Origin of the sequence: Streptomyces silaceus (assembly GCF_001419745.1) — a bacterium.
In the GTDB taxonomy this organism is placed as follows: Bacteria; Actinomycetota; Actinomycetes; order Streptomycetales; family Streptomycetaceae; genus Streptomyces; species Streptomyces silaceus.
Map to the genome: position 1 here is coordinate 1 of NZ_LIRJ01000009.1, position 18782 is coordinate 18782.

The 18782-nt window shown below is 73.0% G+C and carries 17 protein-coding genes; 2 read left to right on the plus strand and 15 right to left on the minus strand.

All coding sequences use genetic code 11. From position 1 onward, the window contains the following. The first annotated feature begins 24 nt into the window (after positions 1-24). The gene (locus tag AOK22_RS01040; RefSeq protein ID WP_055696603.1) at positions 25-1428 is read left to right on the plus strand and encodes an MFS transporter; all 1404 of its coding nucleotides are present in this window, start codon (positions 25-27) and stop codon (positions 1426-1428) included. A gap of 68 nt (positions 1429-1496) precedes the next feature. Here AOK22_RS01040 and AOK22_RS01045 read toward each other — a convergent pair whose 3' ends face one another. From AOK22_RS01045 to AOK22_RS01080, 8 genes are read right to left on the minus strand one after another with little or no spacing between them, the layout of a single operon-like run. After that, the gene (locus AOK22_RS01045; protein WP_055696604.1) at positions 1497-2258 is read right to left on the minus strand and encodes a ferredoxin reductase; all 762 of its coding nucleotides are present in this window, start codon (positions 2256-2258) and stop codon (positions 1497-1499) included. Beyond that, positions 2251-2880, minus strand: a complete 630-nt coding sequence (locus tag AOK22_RS01050) for a sulfite oxidase-like oxidoreductase (RefSeq protein WP_055696605.1) — start codon at positions 2878-2880, stop codon at positions 2251-2253. The genes AOK22_RS01045 and AOK22_RS01050 overlap by 8 nt, the downstream gene beginning before the upstream one ends. After that, entirely contained in the window at positions 2877-4232 is a 1356-nt protein-coding gene (locus tag AOK22_RS01055) for an amidohydrolase (RefSeq protein ID WP_055696606.1), read from the minus strand. Before AOK22_RS01055 ends, AOK22_RS01050 begins: the two co-directional genes overlap by 4 nt. Before the next feature lie 40 nt (positions 4233-4272). Further along, a complete protein-coding gene (locus tag AOK22_RS01060) occupies positions 4273-5034 on the minus strand; it encodes a nucleoside phosphorylase (protein ID WP_055696607.1) in 762 nt (253 codons plus the stop codon). Continuing rightward, complete coding sequence (locus AOK22_RS01065) at positions 5031-5933, minus strand: ABC transporter permease (protein WP_055696608.1); 903 nt, start codon at positions 5931-5933, stop codon at positions 5031-5033. Before AOK22_RS01065 ends, AOK22_RS01060 begins: the two co-directional genes overlap by 4 nt. Next, positions 5933-7072 (minus strand): ABC transporter permease, encoded by a 1140-nt coding sequence (locus tag AOK22_RS01070; RefSeq protein WP_079036252.1) that lies wholly within the window; start codon positions 7070-7072, stop codon positions 5933-5935. Before AOK22_RS01070 ends, AOK22_RS01065 begins: the two co-directional genes overlap by 1 nt. Before the next feature lies 1 nt (position 7073). Further along, the gene (locus AOK22_RS01075; RefSeq protein ID WP_055696609.1) at positions 7074-8645 is read right to left on the minus strand and encodes an ABC transporter ATP-binding protein; all 1572 of its coding nucleotides are present in this window, start codon (positions 8643-8645) and stop codon (positions 7074-7076) included. Further along, positions 8629-9678, minus strand: coding sequence for a BMP family ABC transporter substrate-binding protein (locus AOK22_RS01080; protein ID WP_055696610.1), 1050 nt, complete (start codon positions 9676-9678; stop codon positions 8629-8631). The genes AOK22_RS01075 and AOK22_RS01080 overlap by 17 nt, the downstream gene beginning before the upstream one ends. 342 nt (positions 9679-10020) lie before the next feature. On the opposite strand from AOK22_RS01080, the gene mtnA reads away from it, so the two are divergent. Continuing rightward, entirely contained in the window at positions 10021-11079 is a 1059-nt protein-coding gene (gene mtnA, locus AOK22_RS01085; RefSeq protein ID WP_055696611.1) for an S-methyl-5-thioribose-1-phosphate isomerase, read from the plus strand. 160 nt (positions 11080-11239) lie between these two features. Here the strand turns inward: mtnA and mtnB are convergent, their stop codons facing one another. From mtnB to AOK22_RS01120, 7 genes are all read right to left on the minus strand, one after another. Next, positions 11240-11866: a methylthioribulose 1-phosphate dehydratase gene (gene mtnB / locus AOK22_RS01090; RefSeq protein ID WP_055696612.1), complete on the minus strand. Its 627-nt coding sequence runs from the start codon at positions 11864-11866 to the stop codon at positions 11240-11242. Continuing rightward, the gene (gene mtnC, locus AOK22_RS01095) at positions 11863-12597 is read right to left on the minus strand and encodes an acireductone synthase (RefSeq protein WP_208606355.1); all 735 of its coding nucleotides are present in this window, start codon (positions 12595-12597) and stop codon (positions 11863-11865) included. Before mtnC ends, mtnB begins: the two co-directional genes overlap by 4 nt. Continuing rightward, positions 12594-13178: a 1,2-dihydroxy-3-keto-5-methylthiopentene dioxygenase gene (locus AOK22_RS01100; RefSeq protein WP_055696614.1), complete on the minus strand. Its 585-nt coding sequence runs from the start codon at positions 13176-13178 to the stop codon at positions 12594-12596. Before AOK22_RS01100 ends, mtnC begins: the two co-directional genes overlap by 4 nt. 68 nt (positions 13179-13246) lie before the next feature. Beyond that, on the minus strand, positions 13247-14311 hold the full coding sequence (locus tag AOK22_RS01105; protein ID WP_055696615.1) for an LLM class flavin-dependent oxidoreductase: 1065 nt from the start codon (positions 14309-14311) through the stop codon (positions 13247-13249). 110 nt (positions 14312-14421) lie between these two features. Beyond that, the gene (locus AOK22_RS01110; protein WP_055696616.1) at positions 14422-16041 is read right to left on the minus strand and encodes a glycerol-3-phosphate dehydrogenase/oxidase; all 1620 of its coding nucleotides are present in this window, start codon (positions 16039-16041) and stop codon (positions 14422-14424) included. A gap of 5 nt (positions 16042-16046) precedes the next feature. Beyond that, positions 16047-17585, minus strand: a complete 1539-nt coding sequence (glpK, locus tag AOK22_RS01115) for a glycerol kinase GlpK (RefSeq protein ID WP_055696617.1) — start codon at positions 17583-17585, stop codon at positions 16047-16049. Between the two features lie 69 nt (positions 17586-17654). Continuing rightward, positions 17655-18446 carry an MIP/aquaporin family protein gene (locus tag AOK22_RS01120; RefSeq protein WP_055696618.1) on the minus strand — a complete coding sequence of 264 codons (792 nt, stop codon included), beginning with the start codon at positions 18444-18446 and terminating at the stop codon, positions 17655-17657. Positions 18447-18782: the final 336 nt, after the last annotated feature.

Below are 18782 nucleotides of genomic sequence, written 5' to 3' on the forward strand. Positions count from 1 at the left end.
CCCCCTCAGCAGCGGAGTACCCGCATGACGATCGACGCCTCCCCGGACCGCGCGCCCGACAGCGCCGTCCGGGCCGCCATAGCCGCCCGCTTCGAGCGGCTTCCCCTGTGCCGCTGGCACGTCACCGTCCGGCTCATCGTGGGTGCCGTCACCTTCTTCGAGGCCTTCGACCAGCTCCTGATCGCCTACGCCCTGCCCGAACTGCGCCATGAGTGGGACCTGTCCACCTCGCACGCGACGCTGCTGCTCACCGTCGGCTCGGTCGGCATGCTGGCCGGCGCCCTGCTCTCCGGGCGGCTCGCCGACCGCATCGGCCGCGTCAAGGTCATCGCGCTGTGCGTGGCGGTCTCCAGCGCCGCCAACCTCGCCCTCGCCGCGTCCCCCTCGCCCGACGTCTTCATGGCCCTGCGCTTCGTCCAGGGCCTCGCGATCGGCGGCGAGGTCCCGGTGGCCGCGACCTTCATCGCCGAGATCACCCGCAGCCACCAGCGGGGCCGCTTCGTGCTGCTCTACGAACTCGTCTTCCCCGCCGGACTCACCGTCGGCGCGCTCGTCGCCGCCTGGGTGGTGCCGATCCTCGGCTGGCGCTGGATGTACGCGATCGCCGCGGTGCCCGGACTGCTCTGCGTCCTGGTGCGGCGCAAGGTCCCCGAGTCGCCGCGCTGGCTCGCCGACCACGGCAGGACCGACGAGGCCGCCGCGGTGATGACCGGCATCGAGAAGGACGTCGAGCGGATCACCGGGAAACCGCTGCCGCCCGTGGCGACGGCCCCGCCCGCCCCGGAGCCCGCCGCGCCGTCGGAGGCGGCCGCGAGCGGACTGCGCGGCCTGTTCACCGGCCGCTACCGCCGCCGCACCCTGGTCATCGGCGTCCTCTGGTTCACCGGCTACTTCGTGAACTACGGCATCACGTCCTGGCTGCCGACGATCTACCAGAACCGCTACGACCTGTCCCTGTCGGACGCGCTCCTCTACTCCACCGTCACGTCCTGCGCGGGCCTGCTCGGCTGTCTCGTCGCCGCCCTCACCGTCGACCGGGCCGGACGCAGGCGCGTCATCACCGGCTGTCTGGGCGGGGCGGCGGCCATGCTGCTCGTCCTCGCGGTCCTCGGCGCCCGCACCCCCGTCGAGGTGCTGGTCTGGACGTCGCTCGCCGCGGTCTTCTTCTTCGGCTCCAACATCTGCCTGTATCTGTACACGCCCGAGCTCTTCCCGACCCGGATGCGGGCCCTGGGCAGCAGCGTGGGCGGGGCCATGAACCGGCTCGGCGTGATCCTCGGCCCGATCGTCGTCGGCGCCGTCCACGCCGGCGGCAGCGTGCCGACCGTCTTCGTGATGCTGGGCGCGGTGGCCGTCGTGGGCGCCGTCGTCGCGGCGCTCGGCGCGGAGGAGACGGCCGGGCGGCGCCTGGAGGAGGTCTCTCCCTGAGGGCGCGCCCGCCGTCCGGTCGCCGCCGGGCGGCGCGACGCCCGCCGCCAGGCGTCCCCCGGCGGCGGTCAGCCGAAGCGTTCGATCCTGATCCGGTCGACCGGCTGGCCGCCGTCCACCAGGAGCCGGGACGCGTGCTCCGCGAAGCCGTTGGAACCGCAGATGTACGCCTCCCAGCCGTCCTCGGGCCGCCCCGCGCCGCTGAGGAAGGGCGCCAGGTGGCCGGCGTTCAGGCGGCCCTCGGCGCGGGTCAGGACGGCGGTGGTCTCCTCGCCGTACTCCTCGGCGTAGATGAGGTCCTCCCGCGTGCGGGCCGAGACGACCAGGCGCAGCGGCAGGTCGAGTCCGGCGAGCCGGTGGTGGCGGATCATCGACATCAGCGGCACCACGCCGGAGCCCGCGCCGAGCAGCAGCGCGGGGCGGTCGCCCGGCCAGGCGAAGAAGCCGGACAGCGGACCGCGCACCTCCACCGTGTCGCCGACGCGCGCCACGGTGTGCAGATGCCCGGACACCTCGCCGCCCGGCACGTGGTCCAGGGTCAGCTCGATCTCGCCGCTGCCGTCCGGCGCGGAGGCGATCGAGTAGTGCCGCTGGGCGACGTACCCGTCCTCGGCGGTCAGCCGCAGCATCAGGTGCTGGCCGGGCAGATGCCCCTGCCACTCGGGCACCTCGAGGCGGAACGTCGAGGCGGCGGGCGTCTCCCGGCGGATCTCGACGACGGTCGCGCGCTGCCACACGGCGGCGGCGCGGTTGCTCACCGCGATGCGGCCGGGCACGGCGAACGCGGTCGGCGGCACGAAGGCCCGCGGGGTCGGGGAAAGGTCAGTCACCGGAGTAGCGCTCCTCCGCCCACGGGTCGCCCCGGTGGTGGTAGCCGTTCTGTTCCCAGAAGCCGGGCTCGTCGTGGTCGAGGAGCCGCAGCCCCGCGACCCACTTGGCGCTCTTCCAGAAGTAGAGGTGGGGGACGATCAGACGGGCCGGGCCGCCGTGCTCGGCGGGCAGCGGACCGTCGCCGTACTCCCAGACGATCCACGCCTTGCCGTCCGTCACGTCGGCGAGCGGCAGGTTCGTGGTGTAGCCGGTGTGGGAGTACGCGACGACGTGCGTGGCCTCGGGAAGCGGGCCCGCGGCGGCCAGGAACGCGTCCAGACTCACCCCGCCGAAGCGCACCCCGAACTTGGACCAGCTGGTCACGCAGTGGATGTCGCCCCGGTACTCGGACGGGGGCAGCGCGTGCGCCTCGTCCCAGGTCCAGGTGCGCTCCGTCGCGACCAGGCCGTCCACGCGGAACGTCCAGTCGGCGGCGGCCAGGTCCGGGGTCACCTCGGCGGACAGGACGGGCCAGCCGTCACGCGCGTCGTACTGCCCGGGAGGCAGCCGCGGATCGCGGTCCTCCGCGCGGGCGCGGCCGGTGAAGCCGCGGGTGGGTTCGAAGGCGGTCCGCGGGCTCATGCGACGCTCGCCTCCGGGTGCGCGGCCGCCGCGGCGGCCAGGTCCCGCAGCACGGCCGCCTCGTCGAGGGTGCGCAGCGCGCGGTCGCGCATCAGGACGCGCCCGTCGACGACCGTGTCCCGCACGTCCGAGGCCGCGGCGGCGTACGCCAGCGTCGAGAACGGGTCGTGGCGGGGCAGCAGGTGCGGGCGGTCCCGGTCGACGACGACGAGGTCCGCGCGCTTGCCCGCCTCCAGCGAGCCCAGCTGGTCGCCGAGGCCGAGCGCCCGCGCCGACTCGATGGTCGCCATCCGCACGGCCTGCTCCGCGCCCACCGCCGTCGGGTCGCCGCCCGCCTTGTGGACGAGCGCGGCGAGCCTCACCGCGCCGAGCAGGTCGAGGGTGTTGGAGGACACCGCGCCGTCCGTGCCGAGGCCGACCGTGACGCCCGCGTCGAGCAGCTCGGGCACGCGCGCGATGCCGCAGCCCAGCTTGAGATTGGAGACCGGGCAGTGCGCGACGGGCGTGCCGGTGCGGGCCAGGGTCGCGATCTCCGCGTCCGTGAGGTCGACGGCGTGCGCGAGCAGCGTGTCCGGGCCGAGCACGCCGAGCGAGTCGAGCAGCTCCACGGGGCGCATGCCGTGCTGCTCGACGACGGTCGCGACCTCCGCGGCGTTCTCCGAGGCGTGGACGTGCAGCAGCGCGCCGTACGCGCGGGCGAGCGCGGCGATCTCCGTCAGCTGCCCGGGGTTCAGCGTGTACGCGGAGTGCGCGCAGACGACGGGGCGGGTGCCCGGCGCCGGGGTGTGGGCCTTCAGGTACGCGGTCGCCCAGTCGAGCCGCTCGGCGTAGGGGCGGCCGTCCGGCGGGCCCGGCACGTCCATGAACGTCGGCCCGGTCAGCAGCCGCCACCCGGCCTCGCGGGCCGCCGCCCCGGCCGCCTCGTGGAACCAGAACATGTCCAGCGCGGTGGTCACCCCGCCGCGCACCGACTCCGCGACGGCGGCGCGGATCGCCGCCGTCACCGCGTCCGGCGAGAGGATCTCGGCCTCGCGCGGGACCACCCGGGCCAGGAAGCCCTGGAGGGTGACGTCGTCGGCGATGCCGCGCATCAGGTTCATCGCGAGGTGCGTGTGCGTGTTGATCAGGCCCGGCAGGACCAGGCAGCCGCGCGCGTCGATCTCCTCGGCCGCCTCGTACGCGGCGCGCAGCCGCCCGGCGGGGCCCACCTCGACGACGCGGCCCGCGCGGACGGCCACGGCGCCGTCCGGCACGACGGTGCCCGCGTCGTCGACGGTCAGGACGTCCCCGCCGTGCACGAGCAGGTCGATGGGGCCGCCCCGGTCCTGGGCCGGCAGGTCAGTGGCGTGCATGGGTTCCGTTCTCCGTGGTCGCGGCGGTCGCTGCGGTCGTTCAGCGCTCTGCCGAGGCCAGCAGGCGCAGCGCGTCCAAGGTTATCCGGGCGCCCCGGTCGACCCCTTCGGCGACCACGTTCCGGTGCGGGTCGTAACCGCCTGTCGCCTCCGTGTCGACCAGCTCGTCGGCGTTCGCGCCGTCCACGACCAGGGCGCCGCCCGCGGTCAGGCCGTGCGTCGAGGCGAAGACGAGCAGCGCGGAGAGCTCCATCTCGATGGCGGCGATCCCGGCCGCCGCGTACGCCTCGCCGGGCAGCGGCAGGAAGCCCGGCTGGAACGCGGCGCGCGTCCACACCACGCCCCGGTGGTGCGGCGCGCCGGCCGCCCGCGCCGCGCGCTGCAGGGCGATGACGGCCTCCGGCGCGGAGAACGCCGGGTACTCCGCGGGGATCAGCTGCTGGGTCACGCCGTCGTCGCGCACCGCCGCGTCCGCGATGACCAGGTCGCCGTCGCCGATGCCGGGGCGGATCGCGCCCGCCGTGCCGAGCCGCAGGATGGTGGTGACGCCCGCCTCGGCGAGCTCCTGGAAGAGCAGGATCGCGCCGGGCGCGCCGACGCCGTGCGAGGCGACGACGACCTCGGTGCCCTGCCAGCTGCCCGTGAAAGTGCGGTACTCGCGGTGGTACGACACCTCCTTCGCGTCGGACAGCAGGCCGGCGACGGCCTCCGCGCGGCCCGGGTCGCCGACGACGACCGCGTGCGCGGGCAGGCCGGTGCGGGGCACGCGGGTGATGGGCAGGGCGTCGGGGGACGAGGTCATGAGGCAGCTCCTACCAGGGGCTCGGGACGCTTTCGGCGCTTGCGTCGCGCCGTGGACAGGAAGAGGGCGACCAGGGTCACCACGTAGGGGGCGGCGTCGGCCGCCTGCTGCGGCAGGCCGTTGCCCTGCAGCCGGAAGCCGACCGCCTCCGCGACGCCGAACAGCAGCCCCGCGAGCAGCACCCCGAGCGGCAGCGCCCGGCCCAGCATGACCGCGACCACGGCGATCCAGCCGCGCCCCGCCGTCATGTTCTCGGAGAACAGCGTGACGTTCCCGAGGGCGAGTTGGGCGCCCGCGAGGCCGCAGAGCAGACCGCTGGTGAGCACCGCGAGGTACTGGTACTTCGCCGGGCTCACGCCGAGCGTCGCCGCCGCGTCGGGCGCCTCGCCGACCCCGCGCAGCCGCAGGCCCCACGGGTGGCGTGCGAGGAACACCGCCGCGACGGCGACGGCCGCCCAGGAGACGTACACGAGCGCGGAGTGCCCGGAGAGCACCGGCCCGAGGAAGCCCAGGTCGATGCCGCCGAGCCCCGCGAGGTCCGGGTCGGAGAAGGTGCCCTGGACGCCGAAGGCCGTGCGCAGCAGAAAGCCCGTCAGACCGACCGCGAGGAGGTTCAGCGCGACGCCGAGGACGACCGCGTCGCCCCGCAGACTGATGGTGCCCACGGCGAGGATCATCGCGTACGCGCCCGAGGCGAGGGCGGCCAGGGCGACGCCGAGCCAGGCGCTGCCGGTGAACCAGCTGCCCGCGACGGCCGCGAAGCAGCCGATCAGCATCATGCCTTCGAGCCCGATGTTGAACACGCCCGCACGCTCGCAGATCGCGCCGCCGAGCGCGGCCAGCAGGATCGGGGTGAGCGCGAGGAGCGCCGAGTGGAACAGCGCGGAGTCGACGGACATCAGAGGTCCCCCTCGGAGCGGACGGACGTCTCGGCGGGTGCGGACGCCCCGGCGGGCACAGCGGCTGCTGCCCCCTGCGTCGTGGGCGCCGACTTCGCGGCGCGCCGCCACGTCAGCCGGAGCCGCGCCGCCAGGAAGACGATGACGACGGCCTGGAGCACCTGCGTCAGTTCGCGCGGCACCTCGGTGGCCCGCTCCATGGCGAGCCCGCCGACGTCGAGCGCGGCGAAGAACAGCGCGGCGAGCGCGGTCCCGACGGGCGCGGCGGAGGCCAGGAGGGCGGCCGTCAGACCGGTCCAGGTGTGCCCGGCCGCGGTCAGCGACCCGTCGATGAAGCGGTACGGGAAGCTCAGCACGCCGATCGCGCCGACGAGCCCGGCGACCGCGCCGGACAGCGCCATGAGCCGCAGCGTCAGCCGGGGCCGGTCGACACCCGCGTACGCCGCGAAGCGCGGATTGAGGCCCGTCATCCGGATCTCGTAGCCGGTGGCGGTGCGGGCGTCGGCGAACACGAACACGCCCGCGGCCAGGACGACGAGGACGAGCCCCACCGTGACCGTCGAGGAACCGAGGGCGGGCAGCTCCACGCCTTCGGGCAGCCGCCGCGTCTGCGGCAGGCTCGACCCCTCCTCCTTGAGCGGGAAGCGCGCGAGGTAGGAGGCGAAGGACACCGCCGGATAGCTCAGCAGCAGACTGCTCACCAGCAGCGGAACGCCGAACCGGTTCTGGCACACGGCGGCGAGCGCGGCGTACGCGGCGCCCGCCAGCATTCCGGCGACCAGCGCGGCGAGCACGGCGAGCGGCGCGGGCAGCGGTACGTACAGACCGGTGGCCGCGGCGGAGATGCCGCCGAGCACCAGCTGCCCGTCACCGCCGAGATTCAGCAGCCCCGCCCGCATCGGCAGGGCCAGCGCGACGGCGAGCCCCAGGATGCTGGTGCCGGTGGTCAGCGTCGACCCGATGCCGTCGGGCCCGAGCGCGCCGCTGACGACGGAGCCGTACGCCCCGAAGGGGTCGGCGCCGGTCCCCACGAGGAACAGCGCCCCGACGAGGACGGCGGCCACGACGGAGTGGAGGGCGGGCGAGCGCAGCAGCCGCGCCCCGGCCGCACGGCCCCCGGCCGGACTCTGAACGGCCATGTCAGCGGGCCTCCTTGGCGGGTACGGGCGCTTCGGCAAGGGAGCCGGGCGCGCTCGCGGAGCCGTCGGGTCCCGCCGCCGCGCCGGCCATCGCGAGTCCGAGGCGGCGCTCGTCCGCCTCCTCGCGCGTGAACTCGGCGGCGATCTCGCCCTCGTACATCACGAGGACGCGGTCCGACAGGCCGCGGATCTCGCTGAGTTCGGCCGAGACCAGCAGGATCGCGTGCCCCGCGTCGCGGTGGGCGACGAGCCGGTCGTGGATCGTCTGGACGGCGCCGATGTCCACGCCGCGCGTGGGCTGCTCGACGATCAGCAGCGATGACTCATGGGCCAGTTCACGGCCGATGACGAGCTTCTGCAGATTGCCGCCCGACAGCGAGCCCGCCGCGTGGTCCGCGGACGCCGCCTTGATCCCGAAGCGTTCGATCAGGACGCGCGCGTGCTCGCGCAGCCGGCCGGGCCGCAGCAGCCCGTGCCCCCGGTGGTGGCCCATCGCGAGGTTCTCGGCGATGGTCGCGGCCGGCGCCGTGCCGACCGCCGCGCGGTCCTCGGGGACGTAGGCGAGGCCCGCGGCGCGGTGCTCCGCGGCCGTCGCGTCCGTGACGTCCCGCCCGTCGAGCGTGACGCGGCCCGCCGCGACGGGCCGCAACCCGGCGACGGCCTCGACCAGTTCGGACTGGCCGTTGCCCGCGACGCCCGCGATGCCGACGATCTCCCCGGCGCGGACGGTGAGCGAGACGTCCCGCACCCCGTCCGTCGCCAGGCCGGCGACCGACAGGACCTCGCCGCCCGGCGAGCCCGCCGGGCGCATCCGGTCCAGCTCCACCGCGCGGCCCGTCATGGCCGCCGCGATCCCGTCCGCGCTCGTGTCGGCGGTCCGCATCCGCGCCGCCACACGCCCGTCGCGCAGCACCGTCACCGCGTCGCTGCCCTCCATGACCTCGCGCAGCTTGTGCGTGACCAGCAGCACGGTGCGGCCCTCGTCCGCCAGCGAGCGCAACACCCCGAACAGGGCGTCCGCCTCCGCGGGCGTCAGGACGGCGGTCGGCTCGTCGAGGATGAGCGTCCGGGCGCCCCGGTAGAGGAGCTTGAGGATCTCCACGCGCTGGCGCACGCCCACCGGGAGGTCCCCGACCTTGGCCGCGGGATCCACGGCGAGGCCGTGCTCCTCGGCGAGCGCGGCCACCCGACGCACCGCCTCCGCCCGGTCAGCGAGACCGAAGCGGCGCGGCTCGGCCGCGTACACCACGTTCTCGGCGACCGTGAAGGACGGGAACAGCTTGAAGCTCTGGTGCACCATCCCGAGGCCCGCGGCGATCGCCTCGCTCGGGCTCGCGAAGGACACCTCGAGCCCGTCGAGCAGGATCTGTCCGGCATCCGGGCGCTGCAGCCCGTACAGGACGGACATCAGCGTCGACTTGCCCGCGCCGTTCTCGCCCATGAGGGCGTGGATCTCGCCGCGCCGGACGGTCAGGTCGACCCGGTCGTTGGCGAGGGTGCCGGGGAACTCCTTGGTGATGCCGCGCAGTTCGACGGCCGGGGCGTCGCCGGCCGGCTCAGGCGGCGGGGTCATCGACGGTCAGCTTCCCGGCGACGATGTCGTCGCGCAGCTCCTCGACGCGCTGGAGCACGTCCTTGTTGGCGGGCTTCGCGATCAGGCACTTGGATTCGGCGAGGCCGGGCTCCAGGCCGGTCAGCGACATGCCGCCCTCCTTGAGGCCGTACGACACGGTGGTGCCGCCCTTGCCGTCGAGGATCTGCGCGATGCCCTTCTCCACGGCGACGTCGGTCTTCTTCAGGACGTTGTCGACGACGACGCCGGGGCTGCCCAGGCACTGGTTGGCGTCCACGCCGTACGCCTGGAACCCCTTGCTCTTCGCCGCCTGGAAGACACCCGTGTTGCCGCCGGCCGCGGCCGCCATCACCTGGTCGACGCCGCCCGAACCGAGCGTCGCCGCCTGGTCCTTGGCGCGCGCCGCGTCGTTGAACGGCGACTGCCCGCCCACGAACAGCGTCCGGGACCGCGCCCCCGGCGTCACCTTCTTCGCGCCCGCCGCGAACGGCTCGCTGTAGCGGCGGAACTGCGGGGTGTCGAGCACGTCGACGGCCCCGACCTTCTTGCTCTTCGTCAGCAGCCCGGCCTCGGCGCCCGCGAGGAAGACGGCCTCGTGCTCGCGGAAGACGGCGCACGTGACGTTCTTGTACGTCTTCTTGGTGCACGCGTCGACCAGCAGGAACTGCTGCTTGGGGTGGGCCTCGGCCTGCTGCGCCACGATGTCCGCGAACTCGAAGCCGACCAGCGCGATGACGTCGGGCGCCGCGTCGACGGCCGACGCCACGTTCTGCTGGCGCGAGTCGTTGTCGCTGCTCTGGAAGACCTTCTGCGAGCCGCCCTGCGCCTTCGCCGCGGACTTCACCCCGGCCACGGCCAGCTTGAGGAACTCGTTCTGGGCGACGGGGTCGGGCGTGACGAGCGTGAACGCCTTGCCGTTCCCGCCCCCGCCGGAACCGCCGTCCTTGGCGGCGGCGTTGCAGCCGGTCGCGAGGAGGACGGCGCCGACGGTCGCGGCGGTGAGTCTCAGGGACGTACGTATGCGCGGGGACATGGGGATCGCCTTCGTGAAGGTGCCAGGGAGCGGGCCCGGACGGTGGCAGGAGAGTCGTGCGTTGCGTGGAGCGGCGTGGCTCAACAGGAACAGCGGCGACAGCGGCACATTCGGCAGCCGCGGGACACGGCGGGGCAGCGCGTCGCGGCGGCTTTCGCGGCCATGGCTGTCCTCCTCGCACCGTGGATCGGATCGATCATTCCTTGGGGTGGCGGTGAGAGTAACACCGGATTTCGGACAGCCGCACGAACGTCTCGAAATGTGGTTCGACCATGTCAGGTACCGTGACGGCACCCCTCCTCCCATGGCCGGAATCGTCCCCCATCATTCGGAGTTGAGCACATGAGCAGCCAGGACCTGCGCGCGGTCACCTGGACGGCGGGCACGGCGGACGGCACTGCGCCGGCCCTGTCCCTCATCGACCAGACGGTCCTTCCGCACACGCTGGAGCGCCTCGACGTCACGACCGTCGACGGGCTGGTCGACGCGATCGTGCGCCTCGTCGTCCGCGGCGCCCCCGCGATCGGCGCGGCCGGCGCGTACGGCGTGGCGCTCGCCATGGCGCAGGCCGGGCGCGAGGGCTGGGACCGCGCCCGGCTCGACGCCGAGGTCGCCCGCGTCCGCGAGGCCAGGCCCACCGCGGTGAACCTGATGGTCTGCGTGGACCGCGTGAAGCCCCTCATCGACCAGGGCATGGCCGCGGTGCTCGCCGAGGCCGACGCCGTCGTCGAGGAGGACCTGGCGGCCAACCACGCCATGGGCGCGTACGGCGCGGACTGGCTGCTCAAGCGCGTGGCCGCTGACTCCGACCGGCCGCTGCGGATCCTCACCCACTGCAACACCGGCGCCCTCGCCACGGCGGGCTGGGGCACCGCGCTCGGCGTCATCCGCGAACTGCACGCCAGGGGACGCCTGGAGACGGTGTACGCCGACGAGACCCGTCCCCTTCTCCAGGGGGCCCGCCTCACCGCCTGGGAGCTGGCCCAGGAGGGCATCCCGCACTACGTCCAGGCGGACGGGGCCGCGGCGGGCACGATCCTGCGGGGCGAGGTCGACGCGGCGATCGTCGGGGCGGACCGCATCGCCGCGAACGGCGACACCGCCAACAAGGTCGGCACGGTCGGCGTCGCGCTCGCCTGCGCGCACGCGGGCATCCCCTTCATGGTGGCGGCGCCGACGACGACGGTGGACCTCGCGACGCCCTCGGGCGAGGCGATCCACATCGAACTGCGCGGCGAGGACGAGGTCCTGGAGTGGGCGGGCATCCGCACGGCCCCGCCGGCCTCCCGGGGCCACAACCCCGCCTTCGACGTCACCCCCGGCTCCCTGGTGACGGCCCTGGTCACCGAGCGCGGGGTGCTGGAGGTGTCGGCGGGGGAGACGCCGGGGAAGGCGGGCTGAGGACGGCCCTGCTCCTCCAGAACCGGATGGGCCGGAAATCCAGCCCGTCCGGCGTTTGAGGACGAACTCGGCGAAGCCGGTGATCTCCCGAGCCCCGCCCGGCGGAGCCGGAATGTTCGGGAAGGGGCGGGGCTGGGGACAGGACCGCCGGAGGCAGACCTCAGCCCCGCGCCAGCTCCAGCTCCAGGAGCCACTCCACGACCTCGGCCCGATGCCGCGCCTCGCGGGGATCCGCGCCCCAGACATAGATCCCGTGCCCCGCCACGACCACCGCCGGCATCCCAGGAGACAGCGCCGCCTCCAGCCGGTCCCCGAGCTCCGTCATGTCCTGGCTGTTCGCGATCACCGGCAGCGTCACCGACACCTCGTGCGTCGGATGCCCGAGCCCCTTGAGCATTTCGAGGCCCTCGAAGGGAATCCCCTCGGGAGACCGCTGCCCCATCACCACGGAGGCCACCGTGTGCACATGCACCACGGCCCCCGCCCCGGTGAGCCGCACCACGCGCGCGTGCAGCGCGGCCTCGGCGGACGGCCGCCCCGGCCCGACGGCCGCGCCCTCGCCGTCCGTCAGCACCACGTCGGACGACGTCAGTTCGCCCTTGTCGCGCCCGCTCGCCGTGACGGCGAGCCGCAGCGGCTCCCGCGTCAGGACCAGGGACAGATTGCCGGACGTCCCCCGCATCCAGCCGAAGGACGCGAACCGCGCGGCCTCCTCGGCCAGCACGGCACCCGCCTCCTGAAGATCCTTCGCGGCAGCGACCGCGGTGGAGGGCGTCGTCTCGGTCATGAACTGCTCCTAGCGGCAAGGGTGATCTCATGGAAGTCCGCGACCCACGGATGGTCGCCGAAGTCGGCGTCGGCGTACGGCTCCCCGGCCCGCCGCACCCCGACCGCCCGCCAGCCCGCGTCCCGTGCCGCGTCCAGCTCGCCGGGCCGGTCGGACAGGAACAGCAGCCGCTCCGGGCCGCCCTCGCCGCCGACGGACGAGGCGATCTTCCGGTAGGAGTCCGCCTCCTGCTTGGGTCCCGCGTTCTCCGTGTCGTACAGCCCGCCGACGAGACCGAGGAGATCGCCCTCGGCCGAGTGCGCGAACCACGCCCGCTGCGCCGCCACCGAGCCGGACGAGTACACGTACAGCCGCACCCCGTCCGCGTGCCAGCGCCGCAGGACGCCGATGACGTCCGGGTAGAAGTGCGAGACCAGCTCGCCGCGGGCGAAGCCCTCCGCCCAGAGGACGCCCTGCAGCGTCTTCAGGGGCGTCGCCTTGCGGTCGGCGTCGACCCACGCGCCGAGGACCTCCTCGATCCGCCGCGCGTCGGCGTCCGGCTCACCGATCTCCGCGCGCACCTGCGCGACCGCCCGCGCCACCTCCGGCTCCCCGCCCCGCGAGGCGAGCAGGTCGCCGAAGCGCTCGCGCGCGTACGGATAGAGCACGTCCACCACGAACCCCGTGGCGCTCGTGGTGCCCTCGATGTCGAGCACCACGGCGTCCACGTCGTACACCGAACCCGAACTCACGCGGCGTACCCCGCGTGGATCGTGTCGAAGTCCGGGAAGCGGTCGGCGATCGGGCTGCCGGTGAAGCTGCCGATCCAGCCGTCCTCCTCGTGGAAGAAGCGGATCGCGGTGAACGCCGGCGAGGTGCCCATGTCGAACCAGTGCGTCGTGCCCCGCGGCACCCCGAGCAGATCGCCCTTCTCGCAGTAGACGGCGTGCACTTCGCCGTTCACGTGCAGATAGAAGATCCCGGCGCCCGCGACGAAGAAGCGCACCTCGTCATCGTCGTCGTGCGTGTGCTCGGCGAGGAACTTCTGGCGGGCCGCCGCGGCCTTCGCGGGCCACTCGGGGTCCTCGCTCGGGTGCAGCGCCACCACGTCGACGGTCTGGAAGCCCTCTTCGGCGTTGAGCTTGTCGATCTCCGCGCGGTAGGCGGCGAAGACCGTGTCGCTGTCCGCGTCGGCCGGGACGTCCTCGCGCACCGGCCACTGTTCGTAGCGCACGCCGATCGGGGCGAGCGCGGCGGCGATCTCGGCCGGGTCCGAAGTGCGGCGCACGACGGTCTCGGGGCCGGCCTCCGGCCAGGTCGTCAGGAGAGTCATGGTCACTCCAGGTCAGATGGGGTCGTGCGAGGGGTATGGGTCGGATCGTAATCCGCGCTGCGGACATGTCACAGGGAGTCCCACAGCGTGGACGGCGCCGCCCGCCGCACCACCGGAGCGACCTCCTCCGCGAACCGCTGCAACGTCTCGATCTGCTCCGCGCGAGAGAGCCCGAAGCCGTCCACGGAGATCGACTGAAGCCCGTGCCCGTACACCTCGTGCCAGCCGAGGATCTTGTCGATGATCTGCTGCGGGGAGCCGATGAGCTGCGGCCCGTCCGCGATGGCGTCCTCGATGGTGCGGAACGGCGTGTTGTAGCCCGCCCTGCCCTCCAGGTCGGGCCGGAAGGTCTGCGCGACCTTCGCCTCGTACAGCTCCTTGTAGCGCGCGACGGCCTGCTCGGCGGAGTCCGCGATGAGCAGCCCGCCGGAGCCCGCCGCGACGTGCGCGCGGGCCGGGTCGTGCCCGTACGCCTCGAAGCGCTCGCGGTAGTGGCCGATCAGCGAGGCGTACGCCGAGCGCGGCTGGACGGCGTTGGCCGTGAAGAGCGGATCGCCGTGCCGGGCGGCGAGCTCGGGGGAGTTGAGGGAGGTCGCCGAGCCGTGCCAGACCCGCGGCGCCCCGGCGAAGGGGCGCGGCACCGTCGTCACGCCCTTCAGCGGCGGCCTGAACTCCCCCTGCCAGTCGACGCCCTCCTCCTCCCACAGCCTGCGCAGGAGCTCGTACTTCTCGCGCTGCAGGTCCCACTGGCGCGCCTCGTCCAGCCCGAACAGGTCGAAGTGCCCGGCCTCCGCGCCCTTGCCGATGACGAGTTCGACGCGGCCGCGCGAGAGCTGGTCGAGCGTCGCGTAGTCCTCGGCGACCCGCACGGGGTCGAGGATCGCGACGACGGTGACGCCGGTCAGCAGGCGGATCCGGGTGGTACGCGCGGCCAGCGCGCCGAGGACGACGGTCGGGCTCGACGACAGGAACGCGCCCGCGTGCCGCTCGCCCACGGCGTACGCGTCGTACCCGAGCCGCTCCGCGACGACGCCGACCTCGACGACCTCCTCGAACCGGTCGGCGGGCGAGGGGAGGTCACCGGTCAGCGGGTGCGGGGAGTGGGAGATGAGGGAGAGCACCTGAAACTTCATGATTCAACACTGCGCGCCGAACATTGCGGCGCTGTGGCGGCGGCATGGCATGCGTAAGGGGCGGCCGCCCATGGCGACCGCCCCTTACCAGGGTCTCAAGAAGGCAGGTGTCAGGCCTTCTTGCCCAGCAGGTCCTCGACCTTGCCGCGCACCTCGTCCGTGGCCAGGCCGCGGATCGTCAGCGTCGTACGGCGGCGCAGCACGTCGTCCGCCGTCTCGGCCCACTCGTTGTCGCGGGCGTAGACGACCTGCGCCCAGATCTCCGGGGCGTCGGGGTGGACGCGCTCGGCGAGCTCCGGGTTCTCGTTCGCCAGACGGGCGATGTCGAAGGAGAGCGAGCCGTAGTGCGTCGCCAGGTGCTTGGCGGTGTCGGCGGCCATGCGCGGGCCGGGCGCCGGGCCGTCCACGAGGAGGCGGTGGGCGACGGCGCGCGGGTTGGCGATGCCGGGCAGCGGCAGCTTCTTCGGCAGCGAGGAGATCGGCTCGTAGTCGTCGCCCAGCGGGTGGCCCGGCAGCGACTCCAGCTTCTTCATGATCGTCCGGCCGATGTGGCGGAACGTCGTCCACTTGCCGCCCGCCACCGACAGCATGCCGCCGGCGCCCTCGGTCACGACCGTCTCGCGCTTGGCCTTGGACGTGTCGCCGGGGCCGCCGGGCAGCACGCGCAGACCCGCGAAGGAGTACGTGATCAGGTCGCGCGACAGCTGCTGGTCGCGGATGGAGAAGGCGGCCTCGTCCAGGATCTGGGCGGTGTCCGACTCGGTGACCCGCACGTCCGCCGGGTCGCCCTCGAACTCCTCGTCCGTGGTGCCGAGCAGCAGCATGTCCTCCCAGGGGAGGGCGAAGGTGATGCGGTACTTGTCGATCGGGGTCGCCAGCGCGGCCTTCCAGGGGGCGGTGCGCTTGAGGACGAGGTGCGCGCCCTTGGACAGCCGGATGGAGGGCGCCGCGTCCGGGTTCTCCATCTTGCGCAGGTGGTCGACCCAGGGGCCGGTCGCGTTGAGGACCAGACGGGCGTTGACGCCGAACTCGTCGCCGCTCATGCGGTCCTTGAGCTCGGCGCCGGTGACCCGGCCCTTGGTGAAGCGCAGACCGGTGACCTCGGCGTGGTTGAGGACGGCGGCACCGGCCTCGACGGCCGCGCGGACCGTCATGAGGGCCATGCGCGCGTCGTTCATCTGGTCGTCGCCGTAGACCGCGACGGCCTTGAGGTTGTCGGTGCGCAGCTCCGGCACGTCCTGCGCGGCCTTGGCGGGGGAGAGGAGGTGGCCGACGCCGTCGCCGAAGGCGGAGAGCGCGGAGTACGCGAAGACGCCCGCGCCGAGCTTGGCGGCGCCGTGCGGGCCGCCCTTGTAGACCGGCAGGTAGAAGGTGAGCGGGTTCGCCAGGTGGGGGGCCACCTGACGGGACACCGCGCGACGCTCGAAGTGGTTCTCCGCGACCAGCTTCACCGCGCCGGTCTGCAGGTAGCGCAGGCCGCCGTGGAGCAGCTTGGAGGAGGCGGAGGAGGTGGCGCCGGCGAAGTCGCCGGCGTCCACCAGGGCCACCCGCAGGCCCGACTGCGCGGCATGCCAGGCGGTGGAGATGCCCAGGATGCCGCCGCCGATCACCAGGAGGTCGTACGTCGCCTTGGAAAGCCGTTCCCGGGTCTCGGCGCGGCTCGGGTTGGAACCGGCAGCCGGATGCAGCCCGAGTGCCGGGTAGGCGGGGCCGCTCTGCAGGGTGGTCATGGTTCTTACTCCTCGTCCTCGATCCAGCCCATGGTCCGCTCCACGGCCTTGAGCCAGCTCTTGTACTCACGGTCGCGGGTGTCCGCGTCCATGTGGGGGGTCCACTCCGCGGCCCGCCGCCAGTTGGCGCGCAGCTCGTCGGTCGAGGACCAGAAGCCGACGGCGAGACCGGCGGCGTAGGCGGCACCGAGGCAGGTCGTCTCGGCCACCATCGGGCGCACCACCGGCGCGTCGAGGAAGTCCGAGAGGGTCTGCATCAGCAGGTTGTTGGAGGTCATGCCGCCGTCGACCTTGAGGGCCGCGAGCTCGACGCCGGAGTCCTTCGTCATGGCGTCGGTGATCTCGCGGGTCTGCCAGGCCGTGGCCTCCAGGACGGCGCGCGCGATGTGCGCCTTGGTGACGTACCGGGTCAGACCGGCGATCACACCGCGGGCGTCGGAGCGCCAGTACGGGGCGAACAGACCGGAGAAGGCCGGCACGAAGTAGGCGCCGCCGTTGTCCTCGACCGACGACGCGAGCGTCTCGATCTCGGCGGCGGAGTTGATCAGGCCCATCTGGTCGCGCATCCACTGCACCAGCGAACCGGTGACGGCGATGGAACCCTCCAGGGCGTAGACCGGCTTCTGGTCGCCGATCTGGTAGCCGACCGTGGTCAGCAGCCCGGAGTAGGAGTTGATGGCCTTGTCACCGGTGTTCATCAGCATGAAGGTGCCGGTGCCGTACGTGGACTTGGCCTCGCCCTCGTCGAAGCAGGTCTGGCCGAACAGGGCCGCCTGCTGGTCGCCGAGCGCGGAGGCGACGGGGATGCCGCCGAGCAGGTCGCCGAGCGTCCCGCCGGTGACCTCGCCGTAGACCTCGGCGGAGGAGCGGATCTCGGGGAGCATCTGCATCGGCACGCCGATGGAGTGGCAGATGCGCTCGTCCCACGCCATCTCGTGCAGGTTCATCAGCATCGTGCGCGAGGCGTTGGTGACGTCGGTGACGTGCTTGCCGCCGTTGACACCGCCCGTCAGGTTCCAGATGACCCAGGAGTCCATGGTGCCGAAGAGGATGTCGCCGGCCTCGGCGCGCTCCTTCAGGCCCTCGACGTTGTCGAGCAGCCAGCGGGCCTTGGGGCCCGCGAAGTAGGAGGCCAGCGGCAGGCCGGTCTCACGGCGGAAACGGTCCTGCCCGACGTTGCGGCCGAGCTCCTTGCAGAGCGCGTCGGTGCGGGTGTCCTGCCAGACGATGGCGTTGTGCACCGGCTCGCCGGTGTTCTTGTCCCACAGCAGCGTGGTCTCACGCTGGTTGGTGATGCCGATCGCCTTGATGTCGTCGCGGGTGATGCCGGCCTTGGAGACGGCCCCGGCGACGACCTCCTGGACGTTGGTCCAGATCTCGGCGGCGTCGTGCTCGACCCAGCCCGGCTTCGGGAAGATCTGCTCGTGCTCCTTCTGGTCGACGGAGACGATCCGTCCGTCCTTGTCGAAGACGATGCAGCGGCTCGAGGTCGTGCCCTGGTCGATGGCCGCGATGAAGGGGCCTGCGGTGTGTGCGTCGGTCACGGTGTGCTCCAGAAGTTCTTGTACGGCGGTCTCAGGCGTCTGAGGCGGTCATCGGTCGCTGTCGCGGGTCTACTTGAACGCGACGTTGTAGAGACCGCCGGCGATGGCGCCGCCGATCAGCGGACCGACGATCGGCACCCAGGCGTACGACCAGTCCGAGCTGCCCTTGTTCGGCAGCGGGAGCACGGAGTGGATGATGCGCGGACCGAGGTCACGGACGGGGTTGATGGCGTACCCCGTGGGGCCACCGAGCGAGAGGCCGATGCCGACCACGACGAGCGCGGTGATCAGCGCGCCGAGGACGCCGAGGCCGTTCCCGCCGTCGTTCAGGCCCTGCGTGAGGATGGCGAGGACCAGGACGACCGTGGCGATGACCTCGGTGAGCACGTTCTGGACGGAGTTACGGATCTCCGGGCCGGTGGAGAAGATGCCGAGCACCGGGCCGGCCGACGGGGCGGCCTTCTGGTCGACCATGCCTTCCTCGGCGGGCTGCGCCGCGAGGATCTCGGGGTCGGTCAGGTGGGCCTTGAACTGGCCCATGTAGGTGACCCACACCAGGAAGGCGCCGATCATCGCGCCGAGCAGCTGCGAGGCCAGGTAGAGCGGCACGTCGCTCCACTTGGTGCCGCCCTCGATGGCGAGACCGAGCGTGACCGCCGGGTTGAGGTGGGCGCCGGAGACGCCGCCCGCGAGGTAGGCACCGGTGAGAACGGCGAAGCCCCACCCGAAGGTGATGGCGAGCCAGCCGGCGTCCTTGGCCTTTGAGCGCTTGAGCGTGACGGCGGCGCACACGCCACCGCCCAGCAGGATGAGCACGGCGGTACCTATGGTCTCGCCGATGAAGATGTCGGAGCTGGACACCCGCGACTCCTTTGTCCTTCGTCCAGGGGAAGGCGAACCCCGGGTCCCTCCGGTGGTCCGCGACCTCAGGTGAGGTCGTTGCCGGCCCTTGGCCTTGTCACACTCTAGCGCGTAATGCCGGTAGGTGTTCGACAATGCCGACCGATGGACGCGAGTCTCGCCCCGGTGTTACTTGCTCGTCAAGAGTTCTGTTATTGAAAACACGATCGTTATTGATCGTTCCGCCCTATCGGTCCCGGCGGGGACGAATGCGTTCATCGATCGTCGCGCGAACGGGTGCCACCTGCATGTTGGGGCGGGGGTGCGCACGGGTGGAGCGGTGGCGGGACGCAGGGG

Excerpts from the sequence above, each read along its gene's own strand:
- AOK22_RS01040 (WP_055696603.1), top strand. The coding sequence starts at position 25 with ATGACGATCGACGCCTCCCCGGACCGCGCGCCCGACAGCGCCGTCCGG.
- AOK22_RS01050 (WP_055696605.1), bottom strand. The coding sequence starts at position 2,880 with ATGAGCCCGCGGACCGCCTTCGAACCCACCCGCGGCTTCACCGGCCGC.
- AOK22_RS01055 (WP_055696606.1), bottom strand. The coding sequence starts at position 4,232 with ATGCACGCCACTGACCTGCCGGCCCAGGACCGGGGCGGCCCCATCGAC.
- AOK22_RS01060 (WP_055696607.1), bottom strand. The coding sequence starts at position 5,034 with ATGACCTCGTCCCCCGACGCCCTGCCCATCACCCGCGTGCCCCGCACC.
- AOK22_RS01065 (WP_055696608.1), bottom strand. The coding sequence starts at position 5,933 with ATGTCCGTCGACTCCGCGCTGTTCCACTCGGCGCTCCTCGCGCTCACC.
- AOK22_RS01070 (WP_079036252.1), bottom strand. The coding sequence starts at position 7,072 with ATGGCCGTTCAGAGTCCGGCCGGGGGCCGTGCGGCCGGGGCGCGGCTG.
- AOK22_RS01075 (WP_055696609.1), bottom strand. The coding sequence starts at position 8,645 with ATGACCCCGCCGCCTGAGCCGGCCGGCGACGCCCCGGCCGTCGAACTG.
- AOK22_RS01080 (WP_055696610.1), bottom strand. The coding sequence starts at position 9,678 with ATGTCCCCGCGCATACGTACGTCCCTGAGACTCACCGCCGCGACCGTC.
- mtnA (WP_055696611.1), top strand. The coding sequence starts at position 10,021 with ATGAGCAGCCAGGACCTGCGCGCGGTCACCTGGACGGCGGGCACGGCG.
- mtnB (WP_055696612.1), bottom strand. The coding sequence starts at position 11,866 with ATGACCGAGACGACGCCCTCCACCGCGGTCGCTGCCGCGAAGGATCTT.
- AOK22_RS01100 (WP_055696614.1), bottom strand. The coding sequence starts at position 13,178 with ATGACTCTCCTGACGACCTGGCCGGAGGCCGGCCCCGAGACCGTCGTG.
- AOK22_RS01105 (WP_055696615.1), bottom strand. The coding sequence starts at position 14,311 with ATGAAGTTTCAGGTGCTCTCCCTCATCTCCCACTCCCCGCACCCGCTG.
- AOK22_RS01110 (WP_055696616.1), bottom strand. The coding sequence starts at position 16,041 with ATGACCACCCTGCAGAGCGGCCCCGCCTACCCGGCACTCGGGCTGCAT.